Genomic DNA, 19,823 nt, shown 5'->3' with positions numbered 1-19,823 from the left:
ACTATTTACCACTCTGCAATCTGAGGTTGTTTATAGCTTCAAGCATTTCGGCGTCATTCAAGTCAAGGCCTAATCGAATAGCAACATCATCCGTTACTTCAGCGGTATCTGGTGAATTTATGACATTTGATTTCGATAGTATGTAGTCTTTGCCACCAACTTCTTTAATAGCTACAAACATTTCAGATGCGGCTTTTTGACCGAAAAGTGAAATAGTTTCAGGGTCAACTATCCCTTGCTCTTTAAATTTCTTTTCTATTGACAGGATTTGGGCGCCAGTAATTTTCTTTACATCCACCAGCTTGATTTGTGGTTGCTCTTTCAACATTGAATCAGCTGTAATAAACGCAGAGCCAGCACCGCTAACAACACCGATGATTGCGCAAAGTGCTAGATTACCTAAATTTGAATTAGACATACTGAGACCTCCTTTTTTTGTATCTCACTACCTATAAGCGAAACCCCAATAAGAAAAAGCCAAGCAATTAGGAGAGAGAAATTGCCTGGCTTTGATTATGATTAGGTAAGACTAAGCGGCTTTGTTTAACGTGCCCTCAGCTTCCATGTATGAGTAAATAGCATCACCAACCGACATACCTTGGTCGATAAAGCGGTCTATACCGGCTGTTTCATTTGCCTGCGTCGTAGTGAGGAGCTGAGTAAAGCGGTCAAGGATGTAACGGCAAATACCATAACCGCGCCCTGAAGTGTAAATAAAGGCCTCAGAGTACTTACCCATGACGGTGGTGACCGTCTTGAGTTGTTGATAATCATGATCACCGATAGAGAGAACCCGATTATTTTCAAGTACTTTAAATGTGGATTCTTTCTGTTTTAGGATTATGATGTTTGCCGAGTTTTGGATGATCGGACTGTTTCCATCAGGTGCCAAATCAAGAGGGCTTTGCGTGATGATAATGATGGACGAATTGAGCTTCCTAAACAGTCGGAATGAGCCAATAATGTACTTCTGAATACGCTCACTATTTTCGATATCAGAACCCTCTGAACCCAAAAAACGCCAGGCTTCATCGACAATCAGAGCTTTCATTTTTGAGCGATCCGCAAGGTAATAGTCGCGGTTCATTTTGATGATCAGCATCATCAAAACGATGGTTTGCAATTCAGGTAAATCACGTAAGTCATCGAGCTCAAGAACTGACCAATCACCACTCATTGTTAAGTTTGATTTACCATCAAAAAAGCGACCGTAAAGACCGTGACGGGTAAACGCAAAGAACTGGTGACCCATCTTGTGGATTTGAGACAAATGGTAATCGTCTAATTCCATGTTAAGTATCACATCATCGCTGTCGGCAACTTTTTCGTTCTTGGCACAACCAAGAGCTTCAGCTAAATCCGTGATGGTCATTTCGTTACCAAAACGTTGGAATACTCGCATTGTGTACTTCTCAAGCATACGAATTTGAAAGTCCGTCAGGCCCTCTTTTGGAGCACACATTTGCTCTAATACTCCAAGCAAAGGCGGCATTTCTTTTACGATGTCTTTGATATCAGAGAAAGGATTGATAACGAGCTTACTTGCACCTGAGAACTCAATAAACTCGCCATTGACCATTCGGGTGAGCTTTAGATAGGATCGCCCGCTGTCGATAATGCGGATCATCGTGCCGCGACTCCATAAATTAAAAACGATGCCTTGCGAGAACACAGATTTACCTGCGCCACTATCTCCTGAGATGAAACCATTCATGTTCGTTTCTGAATCAAACGGACACCAGAGTTGTACTTGGCCACGGCGAGAGAAGAAGATTTCGTTTGCGCCAACACCGTTGCCTTTCCAGTCACCAACAACAGGCAGTACGTGAGCTGACATTTTAGATGTCATGGTATGGAAACGACGGGAAAGACTTACCATCTCTACTGAGCAATTCAATGGGAGTTGTTGTTGGAATGCTGGACCACTAAACATCACATCTTCTTTCAAGTTGAAGTTACACACTTCAAACCAGTTCTTAGCTTGTCTAGCTTGCTCGGTTGCTTCTTTGTCGTCTTTACCAAAGAGGAGTAAATTCGTCCAACACTGAACAACCTTACCTCCTTTTTGAACCTCAGTAAGTAGGTTCTGATACCCCTGGTCTTTCAACTTCAACATAGGGGAGAAACGAGCCAAATGGCTGGTTGATTGATAACTCAATGAATTAGCGTTTTTGGTTATACTGCCGATCTTTGAATGTTGCTCTGGATAATAAATGGTTGTCGAAAGCATGAATGGGCAAGTAATTTGGTTCTGTGAACCATTTTTATCACCGAGTACATTTGACATAACCGGTAACAGCGTTTGTTCTGGATAAAAATGAACCGATAGTGACTTGATGTGGCGATCATTTAGGATGACCTTATCTCGCTGAATTTCTAATTCATCTTCGTAGCTAAATACCTGCTCATTAAGCGTACGGTTTGGATCGTAATCCACGTCAGGGTATTCACCAATGTTAACGAGTGAGCGAATTACACCAAGGTAATCTTTTTGATCTAATCGTTGAGGCAGCAAGTTTAGAGAGTCGAGTGTCTGTTCAACGGAATAGCACTGTGTTTGCGCGAATGAAATGTCATCTTCAGTTGGAAGATAAGCACAAGGAAGCTTGATAGTAGCAACAACAAACTTATCGTTTAGAGTTAGCTTGGTTTCATCTTTGGTTCGCTCTTTTGTGAATTGCTCCAAAAAGGCAATTCTGTTTTCAACGAAGATTTTTACGAGTTTAGCTTTGTCAGGATTGGAAGTGTCATTAATAACGCTTTCACGAGCACTACGATAATGTCTCAGTAGCGGTTGAATTAATGGGCTTGAAATCAGGTGGAATGAAATGAAAGTACCGGCAGGATAATCGGTAGCTAAGCTACTTTCTAAAATCTTGATTGTTGATTCACCTACCCCACTTACTGGATTACAAATCCATACGGCTCCAAGGTGGCTTTGTTTATCGTTATTATGGACATAGAATAATTTCTTCTCTTCTTCAAAAGAGCGAGCTTCCATCAGTTTTGATATCTCATTGCGCTCTAACAGTTTTTTTGCTTTTGCATTAAACTCTTTCATGACCTCTCTCCTGTATTTAAGAAACGACAAAAAGCAGTCTTTTACAGACTGCTTTTTGCACATCACTTAGGTTAAAGCGCTGCTGTTGCTTCACCAGCCACACCTTGGATGATGTCAGAGCCGTACTGAACGATTGCAGCGATTGCAATACCGATAACAACGGCAACGATCGACTGGTTCATAATACCTGCGCCCAGGCCAACCATAAGTGCAGCAATTGAGATTAGTACGCCTAGCGGACCGTCAAGCCATGCGATTAGCATAGCTAGTAGGTTATCAAGCTGTTCAGTACCATCTGTCGCACCTGAAGAAGTACCAACTGTGTACGCTACTGCTACGTTACCTGCTACTGTTACTGGAGCCATTGCTAGCATGATTTTTTTTGCTTTAGTCATAAGTTTCATAATGAAATCTTCCATGTTTGATTGAGATTACTTTGTGACGGAGAAAGGCGATGAAGATTCGAACTTCATGGCATCCTTGACACCGAATGACCAGCGGTTTTTAGGAGTGATTTCGATGAGGTGAGTTGATGGATAGTTGAGGTATCCAGATTCACTTTGCCAAGCGCCAACGACTACGTACATGACTGATGGTGTTTGTAAAACAGGTTTCGGTTCATGTAATGGTTGAGTCATTGTTGAGCCGACTGGTACAGCAGGGATAACACTGTCATATTTGGAGATTCGAGTACCTACACGGTATTCCTCCTCAGTAATGCTACCCTCGCCGTGCTGTCGTACATACGCATCGACATTGCCAGCTTCAATTGCATCTAAAGCATTCTCACTGTTAGTACACACACCAGTTACATAATCGCCGTCACAGATTGGCTCGCTGGAACCTACCACAGTACAACCCGTTAAACCGACCAGTGATACCGCAATTGCTGTTGAGATAAGTGTTCTAACGTTCATCGTGATTCTCCTTTTTCGCTAGTGACTCAATAAGCGAATTAATTAGCGTTCCTGACAAACAGTACGAAGTGCGGATGCGTTATCTAGTTGATAAATATATTATTTTATTTGAAATTTTATTTTCAACTTGAAAACTCAGAAAGATACGTTGCACTATTTTGGTGCGCACTTTGGAGTCAAAAGGAAGTCAGAACCGACTAAAGAGACGTTTGATTGAAGCAATGAAGTGATGAACGGCTGAGGCTTATAGCGGACAGTTGAATGGTCAAGTGACTCAAAATATCGCAGAAAACTGCAACCTTGTTATTTGCAGCCTGTTGAATATCTGAAACAAAATCATCAAGCGTAACCCTTTACGAATTTCATTTATGGCTGGACGCTGAATGACGTCCTTATCTGATTGGAGTTTTAAGCACAATTGAATTAACTCGACTCCTCTATCTGCTTGTTCTTCCCATGACTTTTAGACATTACACTTCCCCTACATCCAGATCTAAATTTTGATAAGGATTATGTATAGCAAAATTGGATAGTAAGGCTATCCCATTAGCTTTAAGCAGGCTTTAAAGAGATCTTACGACCCATCTTAAAAGCTATTAAGATAGTCAATCGCATTTTGCTATTTTCTTGTAACCCAATGAATCTAGGCGGTCTGTATCAACATAGATGACACTGTTCCGTCCGGTTATTTTAAAAAGTGGGTAGCACACACCTGGGTGGTAAGTTCGTTTATCTATGTCTACCACTACATACTTATTAACGACGCTCATTGCTTTATCAGTATCTTCTTTAAATTTGTCTATTACAGGCTTAAAAGGATTAACCTCAAGTGCATGGTAGGCTTCTGCCGAAGACCAAATCCCTTTATTAAGATTTGCGGCTTTTTTACTGATAGCAATAAGTTCTTCCTGCATTATCGCGTCGGATGACAGTATGGCTAGCCCCTCTGATAAGAGTATTGAGTTCAAATTGCTGTTATTAGAATTATTAATAAAAGCGGCGATAGTCCCGTTAAAAAACCTCTGACCAGTCAGGTGCGCTTGCACCCATTGCGTTTTTTTAAAATAACTTTCAATCACTGTCCTTGCAGCCTCATAGTATGGCTCACCTTTGGTGGGTATCCGTAAGTACGCAATTTTGACAGGGTAATCACGACCCTCCATCTGCAACGTTAAGGTTTGGTGGTCGTTGAGAGACACAAATTTCGCATGTACGATTTTCGTGTAAGTGCCCAGCTCTTTTACCTCTTCAGTATGTGCAAACATTGATAACGAAGCCATCCACATTATTAGTATTGCTCTTAGCATTATTCGGCCCTCTTATTTTTGAAAGTTAAGACTAGACAGCAGAGAAAGCTGCCAATGAACCAAGAGGGAGAAAGGTTGTACGCTAGGTAACCAATACTAGTCAGCGGCAACAAAATGAAGATCAGGACAATTTTCGATACATCGGCGTAGCGAGGGGTGTTTTTTATTTTAATAGGCATGAAAGGTACTCCAACTTGTGTAGTACCTCTAAAAGCGAAAAGTTTTTAGGCAGAAAATAGGGACTATCTAAAACTCTTAATCAGAGTTTCAAACTTAGTGAGCAAGTTTTCATTTAAGGCGTGACTCTCATCTTTTAGGCAAGCTTTTAAGTGCTTTTGGAAACCAGCTTCACTAAGGCCGCTAGCGTCTTCTAAAAGCTTAGTGAGTATGGTGCGCTCTCTTGCTTTTAGCTTAGAGAAGAGTTCGCTGACTTGGTTGTATTCATCCCCACCCTCTTCAATTACAGCATCTTCAAAGTGGTGTTCTGTGCTTATTTCAAAACCATTATCTAGCTGCAGATCAAGTGACTCGGTACCAAATTGGTCTTCACAATGATTATCGACATCCTTTTCTTTGATACCAGTGACGATACCATTTTCTATGTCTTTCTTGAGATCTTTCTTCGCTTGATGAAGAGAAATGAATATACCCTCTGAACGTCCATTCTGTATTTTTTGATTGATGAGGCGGGAAACCTTTTGCTTTTTGTTGTCGATAGATTTATCGACCGCTGATAGCTCTGCTTTGTAGCGCTCTTTGATTGTACGTTTGATATACATATCAGCAAACTGAATCAAGTCATACTCGGTATTCCACTGGTCGAGTATTATCAGCATTTCTTCTAGACAAGCAGCGCGAAGAGACTCTGTTAGCTCCGCTGTTCTATCTCCCTCTCGGACTATTTTGTGAATTTCTTTAGTGATCTTGCGTGGTAAGTTTTGAAGCGCTGAGTCTTTGAATTTCTTGACACTTAGGTTTAGCGTGTGGGCTTTGTATAAGTTAGGAAGTACTCGTTTTTGGAAGATATCCATAAACACATAACGTCTAACAGGAAAACCTAACGTTGACATCGCATTAACAAATTTAGTGTTTTCGAGTAGCTTGGCGTTGGCATTTACCAATATACGACTCTTTCTGAATGAACTCTTTTTCGACAAGATGTAGGTGAATGCTTTATCCAGCGTTAAATCATTAGAGCAGTACTTAGATTTATCATTGTTATATATTTTTTTATATTCATCACGATAAGTTCGATAGACTTCTTTGATTACAACCTCTACTTGCTCACAGACGTGCGTTTTCACAGCTTGGTGTAGAACGCAATATAAACGCTTAGGCGTAATTTGGCACATCAGACTAGAAAGGCTTTCATGGCGGCATTGGATAACTTCGTAATCACTATCCACCTTTGAACTTACACTATCCGTTCGTCTTTTAAAGTTCAGGGCGAAAGTGTCCTTGTTCAGGTCGTTGAGATAGCTGCATATAGAATTGAATGACTTCAATGCATGGTCTTTATCTTCATCGGACGTGTACCGGCCCATCGACTTTCTAAGGTGTCTCGGGTCAGGGTATCTGAAGTTGTGTATGATACCGGAGAGTTTACGTTGAGGGTTTTTTGCTATTTCAAACTTAAACATTAACCCTCGCAGAATGTCTACCTCTCCAACTTCTATGCTCTCATCAATAAAATTAATGCCGTTGGTATAGTCGACTATCTTCTTTATCATGAGGTTTTGGTAGAGAGGTATTGTGCACAAAGCTTTTTTGAAGTCGTAGTTCTCTATCTGAAAGTTATAGGAGGCTTTCACGAACTCGTCAGTGCAACTGTTTGCTGTACTTTTCTTTAGAATGTCATCCATTCTGTTTCATCCTGAAACTTGTAACTCTTATTCTTATAGCACACTGCTAACCATATACAACCGGAACAGTATAAAATCTGACTTAGTATCATATTCCCAAGAGTATTTTTATGCAAATATTGCATATATATATTTCTCAAGATGTTGTCTACGGTTGCCCAATGCTTCATCGGTTTTTGCGCTGCCCACACAGAGAATGTAATTTCTACATCCTAAACTTTTCAAGAAAATCTTACACTTATGGGGTCAAGGTGGGTCTAATCAGAGTCCGAAAAAAGGCTATAACTGTTCCCCGTACGTTCCTAGATAAGACTAATATGGTTCGCATCTCGGTCTTGGAGTGTTCCCGTCTCGGTCTCGGTCTCAGGTTGGTCTCATGTTGTGCCTGTTGTGGTCCCGTTTTGGTCTCACCTAGTTCCCGCTCGGGAACCAATTTGGACCAGAAACTGTATTTTTTGACCGTTAATGCTAAATTTTCACACCAAACCGCCACTATCACAGACAATTTTCAAGAAATTTAACTAAAAATTGATTTTTTTTATCCTAAAGATCTAGCGTTTAATAAAATATATCACTGCCAATATCATAGAGTTTTTATAATGCTCTGAGGCAGGTGTTAATCAAGTTCTAAAAATAGTCGGCTGCAAATGAATAAAATTAATCGTTAAAAATTAACAACTTAAAGGCATGCTCGCCTATAGCCAACTAAACTCGATTAGTTGGTGACAATGGTGTTACGAGTGCGAATTTAGTTGGCTAACGGGTAGATATATAGCCAACTAATCGCGTTTAGTTGGTGACAACAGTGATTTTACTCGTTTGACATAAAATTCTGTTTGGCTACCATTAATTTATAAGTTTTGTTTAATGGTAGGGTTAATAATGGATGACACACTAAGCGACATCGCCATTGAACAAAGAGAGCTTTTGACCAACAGCTATCGACAAATTAAAAAAATGGTCGAGCAAAATAATTTGATGTGCATGCGTTTTTTAACGATTAAACGAGCAGAAGTTAATCGGTATTTTCAGGAAAACCCAAGGGTATGGGCAAAAGGCGACGTCGAGTTCAAGAACACTTTATCTCCGTTAGCCATTTCACTTAAAGATCTGCATAACCATAACGTTATTGCTAATATGGTTGACCCCATAAAAGTCGTTGCGTTGCGTGCGCGAGTTGTAGTCAAGCAATCTGGAAAGCGAAAGCCTAAGCAACAATCTGTTATCTGGGATGCCGACAAGAAAATATACCTACCCAACGAGTTCCAAACTGGTCGAATGAATCTGACGGGAGACCATTCCGAATTTATTGAAACAATCCTTAACCAGATAAATGAAACCAACAACGTTGTCTATTCAAGCTACTACCACTTGGTAGAGCATCAAAAACTTCTTGACTTGAACATACCGTTCTTGGAGGGGCGATATGATTAAGCTAACAGGCGAGCAAAGCACTGCAGTTCACGATATTGGTCACTCTTTGGTTATTGCATGCCCCGGCTCAGGAAAGACAGCCGTACTCATACAAAAGGCAATCTATTTGATTGACCATTGTGGGGTTAACTCCATTCACATTGTGACATTTACGCGAGCCAGTGCTAATGAGTTGCAAGCTCGAATTAATGGATACGGTGAGTTCTACAAATCAAGAGTGCATTGCTCTACTCTCCATGCTATCTGTCTTGCTCATTTAAAGAAGTACTGCAACAGGACTTCACTAGTTTCATCTGAAGAGCAGCATACATATATTGTTAATTCATGGAATAAACACCAGAAACTAGTAGACGAAATCAATAAAGTGCGAGCAAGAAATACTGTTGAGAATGGTAAATTTCAAAGCCTTGAGTTTAAGCATCTTGAGCGTTATATCGACAAACGATTGAATAGCTCAAAACAATCAGGTGACGTGAGTCTTGGTAGTTTTGAGGATTGCCGAAGTACCTTTCAGAAGATGTATCAGTCATATGTCTCTTTTGTCGATAAAGAGAAATTTTCATCGATTCAAAACGTCATTCAAACTACTGTTGATTGTATGCAGAATGATCCAAATTTCCCCTTATTGCCTACTGAGCATTTATTCTTAGATGAGTGCCAAGACGCTGATCCTGCGCAATTTCGATTTCTTGCATTGCACGCTTTGAATGGCGTTACAACAACGATTGTGGGGGATGACGATCAGAGTTTGTATTCGTTCAGATATGCACTTGGCGTGAAAATATTTAAACAATTTATCGCTATCTGCCGAGATAAAGGCGTTACCCAACATAACCTTACTCTCAATTTCCGAAGTAAATCTGAAATCGTGCAGGCATGCCAAAACCTAATTTCTCACAATAAGGAGCGTTGTGATAAAAACATGTTGCCCCATCAAGGCGGGGGCGGAAACGTTATGGCAGTTTCATTTCAGAACGAAAACCAACAGCTTCAAGAAGTGGTTGATATGATCAAGAATGACCATCATTCATCATCAATTGCGATATTGAGTCGTACAAATATGGAACTCGACAGTATTGAAAAGTTGCTGTCACAAGAGAAGATTGCTTATCAACGTACTGACTCTAAGGGATACTTTGATACGAGTTTCTGTAAACAGTACCTCGCTGCACTTACCGCTTGTGCTAATCGAGATTTACGTAGAATCATAGCGTCGCTAGAGCCATTGATGGGCTCGAAGCAGACAGCTGAAGCAGTGGCGAACTGTATTGTCCAACACTCAAATCCAAGTGGTGATGCATTCAAAGGAAAAGTTAAATTCTCTAAGAAAGTAATTGAAGCCCTGAACTTTGCGTATACCAATGTCGCTGATCAGGCATTAAAATCCTTTACCCCTTTGTTCCTAGAGGTGATAAACCAGAAAGGTGTGCCAAACCATGAAGCAACGAAGATTCGTCAATTATGCGATATCCTCGTTAAATTCAAAGGTCCACTAAAAGAGCGATTGAGTGTCCTCCAGTTTGAGAAAGAAGCAAGTCAATGCCGAGTTTCTCTTATGAGTGGCCACGGATCTAAAGGTTGTGAGTTTGACGCTGTATACGTCATTAACTGTGACGATGACCAGTTCCCTAAAACACGCGATGACGATGAAAGGGAATATGCAGACATTATTGAAGAAGAGAGACGTCTCTTTTTTGTGGCCATGTCACGCGCTATCAATGAGCTCTATCTGTTTACAGGTAAAGCAAACAATCCTAGTCGATTCATTACCGAAGCAGGTCTAGATCTGAAAGACTTTACGTATCTTGGGTGAGTCGATTTTCTTTTCGCTTATATAGTCGACACGAAGAATAAATAGGAGTGTGTAATGCTTTCATTTATTACCCCAAAAGACAGAAATACGACTTTGCAACACCTTGCTGCTTTTTACATTATTGTTAGCGTACTTCTTGTAGCAGTGACGATGATTGGTATTAATGTCGAAATGTTCGTGGCCCTGCTACCCTTTGCTTTTGTCGAAAATATGCATTATCGAGCTTTATGGCATGGGTATAAGTTTTATGATATTCCAGTGATGGTCGCACTGCTTGTACTTAGTAGCGTTTACGCTTACTTGATGATGAGTTACGAAGTGACAAGCGGTAGTTACCTATATGTAATATATGCCTTTGTAATAGCTGGCGTGCTTTTTGGCCATATGCGTTTCGTACTTATCAGACTTAAACAGATTAAGGATACTAAAAAATGACAGATTCAAAGAAGAGAAATGGATTGGCTTGGGGACGTTATTTAAAAGAATCTGTAGCGGTAGTGCCTCACGAAGATGCAGACTTAATGCTACCGATGTACCAAGCTTTTAATGAGCCAGTGATTATTGAAGTTGATACCTTTTCGGGTTACGCCACATTGATTGACAAAAATGACAATAGCTCTCGATGTAAAGTTACCCATGAAATAAAGAACGGCGATTTAATCCCTGTACTTGTTGATAATGACAGTGGCTTACGCATTGAACTAGATCGTTTCAAAGTAACACTTCGGTGTCGCACCAGTCAGTACCTTGTGCCTAAGCGATTGGAAAAGATTTCTCGAGTGCCAAACCATATCGACTTCGACTATCAAGAAGTTGAACTTGATAATCTCACTGGTGCTGACGGTTATGTGAAAGTTGGCCAAAAGCTGCAAACGCTTACTCTTCTGAAAGAGGACGTGTTGAGCGAGCTGCATGAGCAGGCTTTAACAAAAGAACGTCAAACTTATCTCGCTTATATGCTTGATATGATCAAAACGGACATTAAACGTTGCGAAGAAAAAGAGAAGTACTTAAAAGTTACCTTGCTATCGGATTTGGAGTATTCACAGAAGTTCATGGATTCTGCGCTGCACATGCTTGACCCATCTGTAATCCAAAAAATCCAAGATAATATCGAGTAATGCATTTAAACCAAAAGACTTTTCTTTATCAAAAGCTGATGACTTGTTTATAATTTGTTAACATACAAGTAGTCATTTTTACTCAAGGATAGAGTTATGATGAAACTTCAAGCAAATGTGTTAGCTATCTCGCTCTTATTGTGCGCCACAAGCATTAGCACGGTTTGGGCGAGTTCATATTATGACACGAATCCTTATGAGATAAATAAGGTTTACACATCCTCAAAGATAACGGTAGAAAGTAATAATTCTGTTGTCCCTCTTTCGGTTATTACCAGTCGTGATATTGAACGGTTCGGTATTCAAAGCTTTGAGCAACTCTTCCTCCTGATACCACAACTAAGCGTCTCCTTTGATGGTACTGGTATTGATGTCATCAACGGTATAAGCAAGAACGAGCCTTTACGTATGCAAGTTCTAATTGATGGTATCGTTGCTTATGGCTCTGGTGTTCTTGAAATGCATTGGGACAAGCTGCCTATTACTATCTCTGAGATACAACGTGTTGAAATCGTTCATTCACCAAGTAGTAGTGTATATGGATCTAATGCCTATGAGAACGTAATCAATATCATCACCAAAAAGCCTCAAGCCATTGGTGACCAGGTACGTTATATCGAGAGGGGTTTTGAAAGACGTTTTTATGGACACATGATTATTGGCGATATGTACAGTAATGGTTCCCCTGATTCGTTTCATCATAATACCGGTATATCTATCCACTATGTGGATAGTGATGGATATAACAGCCTGGAGAGTCCTTGGAATAAACTGACGCTTTCTGCACGTTCTGAAATGTTGTTTGGTGATGACCAGATGCTTGACCTTTCATTGCGTTATACCGAAATGGACACCAAACATTGGGACTCATCATGGGAGGGGCAAGCTCCTGATAATGAGTCAAAAGATGTTGCTATACGATTGGATTACGAAAATCGGTTAACAGATAAGTCATTTCTAAAGATTCTTGCCTCTGCAGATATTCAGAAAGAATTTATGACACTTAGTGCAAACTTTAACCCTCTCCTTTTTATCGAAGAGACCAAAGTTTTAGCCGAAATGTACGACCTCAATATCGGTGATATTGATGATATACCTAACTTACCAATGACACCGGAGCTGATGGCATTCTTGCAACAATACGGAATATGGGTTGCTTTAGGTTCGCCTCTCTACCGTATGGATGCACAACTTAAAAACAATACTGAAAGGTATTACACAGGATTTGATTACCTCTACGACATTAATCAGAAACTAAGAGCTTCATTTTCAAGCAATGTTAGATATGAAAAATACGATACCGACTTTGCAGAAAGTAAAGACTCCAGTTATCAGTTAAATCATGCTACTGAAGTGGTCTACACAAGCGATAGATACGATGCAATCTTACAAGCTGCAGTCATGGCAGAGCGTATTCAAAACTATGGTTATGAGTATCCATACCGCCTCGGCTTTAATGCTGGTCTAACCGACGATGTGAGGTTAAGAGGTTCTTATGACACCAGTTATCGATGGCCAAGCCCATTTGAGAGGTTGGGTCGTCTTGATATTTATATTTATGGCGCAGAAGATAACCCTTTCGGGGTCGGTAATGGGTCTTCATTTGCTTTTTACCAGCAGGCCAATAATACCCACCTTAAACCTGAGTCAGTGTCCTCAGCCAAAATGAGCTTAATCATTAGTGATACAGGTCTTGGGGAGCGAGCTTCGGACTCTGTTATCGAAGTAACCGGTTATTTTAATAAGTACGATGATGTAATAACAAACTCCCTCACGTTAGACAGATCCGTTCTTGATAATGATGGTGAAATGGAGCGATTCGGCGTCGATGCTTCTTTAATTGGTGAGTACAGTCATCTCTATTATCGTATCGGAGCATCTTGGGCTCAGGATTCTAATCGTTCATTTTATGACTCTGCAAATGGCAACTTTGATGAAAATGTTGACCAATTCGCTTTCACAAGCGCTCTTTCATATTCGATTAAAGACACGGTTTTACGAGGTAAGTACTTCTGGCGATATGTCCCAGATGAAGTCAATCGTTCAATGTATTCAGCTGGCGCCAGCTACAAAGGAATCGAGGATACCATTATAAATTTAGATGCTCAGTACGTTCCTAACGGCGAGAGTTGGTCTCGAAGCTTCAACAATCAACCAGATGATTGGATTGTCACAGCAGAATTGGTGTTTGATTTTTAATGAGAATTCCCAAAAAATTAATACTGTCTGCAGCCCTTAGCTTATCAAGCACCGTAAACGCTAAAACTTACGACAGTTCCATTAGCTTGATTAATAACCTCGTCAACTATCGAAATAGTACGGTTAGGGAAAAAAGACCATGTCTAATCGTGGGTTTATCTGAGCTTAAAAGCTTACTCAGTATCAATGCTCCTTTGAGTGGATGCCACATTGCTTCCGAAGACGAGCCTGAATACTCCATGATACTTGAGACTTTAAACAATAACGGTGAAACAAATGCTTTACCTATCTCTCCCATTCCACCGCAAATTGATATTGCAAGTCTCATGCGCGATATCATCGGAAAGAAAAGAGGTAAATTAACGATACTATCTAGCCCATCTACGAGCTATCTTGCTAACAGCCTCTCTTCTATAATTAAGTCTCATACCGCACTGACCGTTGATATCCAAATACCTAGCAGAATGCAGGACTTACCAAGAGTCTTTAAACGCATTGATGGTGATGCCGTGCTTGTGCTTCACGATCCAACGATATTTAGAAACCCAAAACAGATACGATCATTTATGGAGTTAATGATTGCCAGCCGAACTCCGGTCGTTGGTGTGTCACCTTATTTTAAAGAATTAGGGGGGTTAATTGAGATCTCCAAACCACTTAATACAACTTACCAAGAAGCTATCGGTAGTGATGTTAACGACCTGTCAAGTTCAACTATTGAGTATTGGGATACCATCCCTAAAATTTTCGGTCTTGACCATATTCTAAAATAAAATCAGAACACTCCTAACAAACTGAATTGATACAAATTCATCTTTTCATCGATTTTTGAGGTGTAGTCTCCCAGCAACGGTTATTTGTTCGCTTATTAGTTCAAGTAGGAACTGATAGGAGCAAAACCCATGAACGCTGGAAAAATCATCGGCGGTTGGATTCTTATTTTTGTTCAAACAGCGTTCCCTGTTTGGATAAATCTATTCAGTGCGTTGATCTACGCACAAGCCGCAAATGCTACTGCAACATTTGAAGAAAGGTATAACCAGATCTTAAAAGAGGGGGCGATAAATGCGGCCAACGATGTCTATAACTTTGAAATGCCGACTCTTAATACAGACAGCGACCATTCTATTAACCCTGATGATTATTACACTGATGACACCAAGCAGTATCTCAAGTCAGAAGTTCACGCAAAAGACACCGTTAAGAGCTATAACGCTCCAGGCGGTTACACGATAGATGATTTCAATGCTCAAGCGACAATAAATAAGGGTTATGTCGACGATCCTACAAAAATCAATGAAACCCTAGTTGATGGGAATTACTTGAGTACGGTCGATACTCTCGATTGCAGTACAGCTTCGGGAAATGACAAAGATGTTTGTGAGCAACGTAATACCCGAAAAATGCTGGCTGACTCATTAGTTGGCCGCCCTGACTTCAGCGCTGATGTTGATTATGTGACAAGTAATACGCAGACACAAATGGATGGTACCCATATATTTATCGACCAAATGCTCAGCAGTGATGCTTGCTCAACAGTGACGACTGGTGGTGAAGAGGGTGAACCTGTTTATGTTACTCGCCAAGAAAGTTGTACGCGTCAATATGAGATCCCTAATCAGGAATGTTTGCTACAGCGAGACATGAAAACAGATTTTCGAGCAACGAAGACTCTGTATGAAATTGACACGTTGGCTGGTGTTAATGATTCTCCGGTGAATTTCATTGCTTGTGGTAGTGGCTGTAACTTAGCTTGGTTAGGTACAGTTGGTAATAATTACCTTTCTGGTCATTGCCGAATCTATGAAGAAAACATACCACTACAAGTTGTAAAGCCATCGGCAATCATAGATGCAGAAATCAACTATGCGAAGTGGGATGACTATATGCAGATTTGGGTCGATAGCACCAAAGTTTGGTCAGGTCCAAATAGCAATTTTCCACCAGAAACATCGGGCAGCTGTGAGCTCTCAACGAGTTGGTCTAGCAACCCTGGAACGAGCTTGAAATCTATCTTCCAGTCGAAATCTCCGGGAGAAATACTTAATGTAAAAAACCGCGTATCGGTAACGGGTTATGGTGAGGCTTATGCTCGCGCAAAAATAACATGGCAACCATCTCAGGTGACATGGGAACATTGTCGAAACAATACTGGTGATAGAAAACCATTCCGTCGTATTTGTAGCGACTTCCTGCGAAACATACAAACACCAGACATGTGTACTTGGGCAATGAGCCAAGGAGGGGCGTTACGGAGTAAAGCGATCTCACTTGGTTGTAGTGGATATATGAATGGATTGAACAACTTGCTCAATTCAGGTCATAAGATAGACAACCATGAACCATACGGTTCACAAACTTGGTACGTGCCGCCAAACGTCTTAGTAGGTAACACTTCCGAGGGTCCGCGCAAGTCCATTAACCCTAAGTTCCTGAATGCTTGTGTAAGTATGCTGGATAAAGAAGTGGTTCCTGCAAATACAACGGGACAAATCAAGAAGATCTACGACATGCTTGGCTTAGACAGTCGTGCTGGTGATATTGCCGCGGCATACAATGCAGGCCGAGTACTTTTGGAATGCCCACCAATTACAGCTGCGGCTTCTGGTGCCCCTGCGGAGCTTACTGGGGAACATATTCTTGAACTTCCTTTGATGGGCGTTGCGGGCACTCAAACAACAAATACCTATCAATCTGTATTTGGTATTAATACCAATGTCACTCGTCGAAATTTTCGTCTAGATTACTATCAACCTGGTGCACACGTTCCTTGGTATCTTGATGTTCATACTGACGGATTCTATGACTATGAAATCCTAGATTGGGGCAATCCAGGTAATAACTGGACGATAAAACTCAAACTCAAGTTGGAATATGCATCATTTGTAAAAGTGAATGTGAATCTACATGAAGTGGTAACAGCCTCCTTTAAACCTGCAGAAACCTGTCAGATTTGTCCAACCATTACTGCTACTGTTGATGGCGTAACATACACGGTTCAAGGTACTGGTAACGGAGTCGCGGGCACATCCACGCATGTAACCACTAACCCAAATGCTGCAAACACCTGTTACTACGGGTTTCAGTCCGATACTGGAAATTGCCCTGCAGATTGGGATAAGAACCCAAATGGTTTCTGTGGTAAGGCGGTTGTGAACAGCTGTGAAAGCACACTTGGTCAATATGAGTTTGCCCGCGAAAAATGCCAAGTTGGATTTGAGGAGTTTATTAACCTAAACCTAAATGCCAATCTTACTTGCTTGCAAGAGGTTGATGGTTTTGAAACGACACAAGGGGTTATTTTCGATTCACACCACCCTGGCTTCATGTTCATGCTTCCATCATGGAAGCTAACTGCAGGCACGAATGATCTACCGCAGAATTGTTATCAAGCCATGCTCACTATCGATCCCGAAGATGACAGCTTTGACTCATACGAGTGCAGTACGTTAGAGGGAAAAGCAAAAGAGGATTGTGAACGAGGCGAAGTCTGCTATCCAGGTTTATTACCTGAAGATGAAGTATGTCTTCCTCTTGAAAGCCCTTGGTTAGATGACCCTACCCAACCGTTAACCGCGGCTCATCCTGAGTGTGGGGCGTTTGTTGCAGATCCTGCCTGTACTATTAACGATGAGCTGTCTACTTGTATTGATTGGGTAAACGATGCGTCACTCGATGGTGCTACTCAATGTATTGCTGAAGAAGTCGTGTTTGATTGTGTAGAACAGACGGGCACAATGCCGGGCACGAATGATTCAAGTCAGCTCGTTTGTGATTCAAACATCAAATGTCTTGGTACTGAATGTGTTCAAGTAACTCAAGAAACCAACGGTCATTTCGGTGAAGCAGCAACCGCTTTGAAAATGATGAACGAAATGCGTTCGGGTATGAATTGTGCTGATAAAACGGACCCAACAACCTGTCGATTGTTCGATGGCAATATCACTCGTTGTCGTGACTTTACTTTGCCTGGTGCACCTGACTGTTGTTCAAAGAGTGATACTGGAGTTCCATCAGGTGGTTGGGTTGAAAAAGCCAAGCTAGGCTATGCGATGTTCCAATTTACAACTCACGAGGTCACTTCCAAGCTCATGTTTAATTCCTGGACTGGATTGAACAGTATTGCCGATGTTCCTGGCGGTTCTTGGGCTGGTTCTAGCTATAACTACATTGTAAATGGCGTTAATACCTATGTGACTAACCCTATTATCAGTGGATGGAACTCTTTGGCCCAATCCTTTGGTGCTGATTGGGCAACAATGCAAGACGTTGCTATGAAAGGCGCTCAGAAATCCGCTGAAGCAGCAGCTGGTAGCGCTGCGGCTCAAGCTGGGACAGAGTCAGTTTTTGGTGAGGGTGTTGCTCAGTATGCAGCTAAAGGTGTATATAAAGCCATGGAAACCTTTGGGTCGCCTGAGCTTGCCAACAGCCTCTTTACAACAGGTACAGATAGCGCAGGTAATCAGTTTATCGCTGGCTTCCAAAATGAGTTCGCCAATCAAGCTGCAACCTATATTGGCAATGTCTTAACCGTTATTGGTTGGGTTTACTTAGCCTATCAAATCTACAACATCCTTATTGCTTTGCTCTTTGCTTGTGATGAACAAGATGTGGAAACCGTTCAACAGAACGAGACACTAAATTGTTATCGAGTGGATAAGCGATGTACCAGTAAGTCGTTTTGGGGTAAGTGTCTTGAGTACACTGAACGCTATTGTTGTTATGACTCCCCATTTGCCAAAGTATTCTACAAGCAAGCTGCTATTCAATTTGGTGAGCGAGTCGGTAAGTCGTGGGTTCAATACATGAAAGATGCATCATGTAAAGGGTTCCAACTTGAAGAAATCACCACTCTTGATTTCGACAGGATGGATTTTACTGAATTTACTAACTTGCTAATGACTCCGGGGATTCTAGCTTACGATCCAAATGCTATGCCGGATGACTTTAAGCCAGAGGGTAAATGGTCTGACGGTGGAGCGAATACTGGACCGGGTATGAATCAATTAAATGAGGAGGGGATCACTCCGGGTTTAGGCTTCATGGATGATGCCCATAAAAGCAACCGAACCGATGTTGTGGTTAATGAGTCTGAAGAAATGCTTTGGTTTGACGATTCTAGCAGTTCGAGCTCTGTCTGTTATACCGATTGCAACGTGAGTGGAAAAGTCGGCAGTTATGACGAAGATTTGGGTTTCTGTGTTGAAACCATCGAGCAAACAACGACTCCGTCCTATTCATGTTCAGATCCGTCTCATCGTTTGGTTGGTGATAAATGTGAGTATGAAATAACTGGAGAAACGTATGAGTATTGTGGGCCAGACTTCTATTATGATGCGACACTTAATAAGTGTATTGCTGATGATGTAATACGAGAGCCTGCCATACCATCGTGTGGGGCGGGTTATGATCCAAACATCATAGCAGGTGTTTGCGAAAGCGTTATTGTTACGAATAAATACGAATCCTGTGATGCTCACGGTAGTGGCTTTACCGTTGTTGGAGATAAGTGCGTTAAAACCGATGTAGACGTACAACCTCTACAACTAGAGTGTCCATACGAGTACTCACCGACTCCAACTTACGATCAATGTGAGAAAGTATTTGAGCACGATGCCAATCCAGACCTCACTTGTGATATAGGAGTCTATGATACTCTATTGGGTAAATGCCTTGAGCGTTACACAAAGCCAATCGAGAAGTCATGCTCGTCAAGAGACTATGTTCACGATGGTAGTGGTAACTGCGTTAAGACGACGACTCAGGAGTTCTACGTTGCTCTTGTATGCCCGTCTGGTTATACAGAACGAGATGGTAAGACGTGTAAGAAAGCGGGTCCTACAGCGCCATTGCAATTTAGTTGTGAGACAGGATGGACGCTTGAGAACGGAGACTGCGTTAAATCTGTGTATGCGGAATTAGAACCAGGAACATTCTGTCAGAATGAGATGCTTACCTACAATGCCAGTACCGGAGATTGTCGCAAGACATACTCTACTGGCGCTCAGATGTCTTGTCCTGCTGATTATATTCCAAACGCTAATACCTGTGTTAAACGAACGGGGAATACCTATACGGGTAACTATGTTTGTCCTTAACGTTTGAGTAA

At 41.3% G+C, this 19,823-nt stretch carries 13 protein-coding genes; 7 read left to right on the top strand and 6 right to left on the bottom strand.

Annotated elements, in window-relative coordinates:
- Position 1: 1 nt before the first annotated feature.
- The 6 genes from VA249_RS22240 to VA249_RS22215 all read right to left on the bottom strand — a co-directional run bounded on the left by VA249_RS22240 (position 2) and on the right by VA249_RS22215 (position 7,147).
- Positions 2-418, bottom strand: a complete 417-nt coding sequence (locus VA249_RS22240; protein WP_176703732.1) for a hypothetical protein — start codon at positions 416-418, stop codon at positions 2-4.
- A gap of 111 nt (positions 419-529) precedes the next feature.
- Complete coding sequence (locus tag VA249_RS22235) at positions 530-3,061, bottom strand: TraC family protein (protein WP_176703733.1); 2,532 nt, start codon at positions 3,059-3,061, stop codon at positions 530-532.
- A gap of 71 nt (positions 3,062-3,132) precedes the next feature.
- Positions 3,133-3,465 carry a TraA family conjugative transfer protein gene (gene traA, locus VA249_RS22230; protein ID WP_176703734.1) on the bottom strand — a complete coding sequence of 111 codons (333 nt, stop codon included), beginning with the start codon at positions 3,463-3,465 and terminating at the stop codon, positions 3,133-3,135.
- A gap of 27 nt (positions 3,466-3,492) precedes the next feature.
- The gene (locus tag VA249_RS22225; RefSeq protein WP_176703735.1) at positions 3,493-3,978 is read right to left on the bottom strand and encodes a hypothetical protein; all 486 of its coding nucleotides are present in this window, start codon (positions 3,976-3,978) and stop codon (positions 3,493-3,495) included.
- A gap of 605 nt (positions 3,979-4,583) precedes the next feature.
- On the bottom strand, positions 4,584-5,285 hold the full coding sequence (locus VA249_RS22220) for a thermonuclease family protein (RefSeq protein WP_221072358.1): 702 nt from the start codon (positions 5,283-5,285) through the stop codon (positions 4,584-4,586).
- Positions 5,286-5,527: 242 nt separating this feature from the next.
- Positions 5,528-7,147: a hypothetical protein gene (locus VA249_RS22215; protein ID WP_176703738.1), complete on the bottom strand. Its 1,620-nt coding sequence runs from the start codon at positions 7,145-7,147 to the stop codon at positions 5,528-5,530.
- 882 nt (positions 7,148-8,029) lie between these two features.
- Here VA249_RS22215 and VA249_RS22210 point away from each other — a divergent pair.
- From VA249_RS22210 to traN, 7 genes are all read left to right on the top strand, one after another.
- Positions 8,030-8,581, top strand: a complete 552-nt coding sequence (locus VA249_RS22210; protein WP_176703739.1) for a hypothetical protein — start codon at positions 8,030-8,032, stop codon at positions 8,579-8,581.
- The gene (locus VA249_RS22205) at positions 8,574-10,394 is read left to right on the top strand and encodes an ATP-dependent helicase (RefSeq protein ID WP_176703740.1); all 1,821 of its coding nucleotides are present in this window, start codon (positions 8,574-8,576) and stop codon (positions 10,392-10,394) included. The genes VA249_RS22210 and VA249_RS22205 overlap by 8 nt, the downstream gene beginning before the upstream one ends.
- A 54-nt stretch (positions 10,395-10,448) precedes the next feature.
- On the top strand, positions 10,449-10,829 hold the full coding sequence (locus VA249_RS22200) for a hypothetical protein (protein ID WP_176703741.1): 381 nt from the start codon (positions 10,449-10,451) through the stop codon (positions 10,827-10,829).
- Positions 10,826-11,515, top strand: a complete 690-nt coding sequence (locus tag VA249_RS22195) for a hypothetical protein (protein WP_176703742.1) — start codon at positions 10,826-10,828, stop codon at positions 11,513-11,515. Before VA249_RS22200 ends, VA249_RS22195 begins: the two co-directional genes overlap by 4 nt.
- Positions 11,516-11,611: 96 nt before the next feature.
- Positions 11,612-13,714 (top strand): TonB-dependent receptor plug domain-containing protein, encoded by a 2,103-nt coding sequence (locus tag VA249_RS22190; RefSeq protein WP_221072356.1) that lies wholly within the window; start codon positions 11,612-11,614, stop codon positions 13,712-13,714.
- Positions 13,714-14,487, top strand: coding sequence for a type 1 periplasmic-binding domain-containing protein (locus VA249_RS22185; protein WP_221072354.1), 774 nt, complete (start codon positions 13,714-13,716; stop codon positions 14,485-14,487). The genes VA249_RS22190 and VA249_RS22185 overlap by 1 nt, the downstream gene beginning before the upstream one ends.
- A 129-nt stretch (positions 14,488-14,616) precedes the next feature.
- Positions 14,617-19,812 carry a conjugal transfer protein TraN gene (traN, locus tag VA249_RS22180; protein WP_176703745.1) on the top strand — a complete coding sequence of 1,732 codons (5,196 nt, stop codon included), beginning with the start codon at positions 14,617-14,619 and terminating at the stop codon, positions 19,810-19,812.
- Positions 19,813-19,823: the final 11 nt, after the last annotated feature.

The organism is Vibrio alfacsensis (assembly GCF_019670485.1).
Lineage (GTDB): Bacteria > Pseudomonadota > Gammaproteobacteria > Enterobacterales > Vibrionaceae > Vibrio > Vibrio alfacsensis.
The sequence above is the reverse complement of the archived record's forward strand: the minus strand, read 5'-3'. Positions and strand labels throughout refer to the sequence as shown.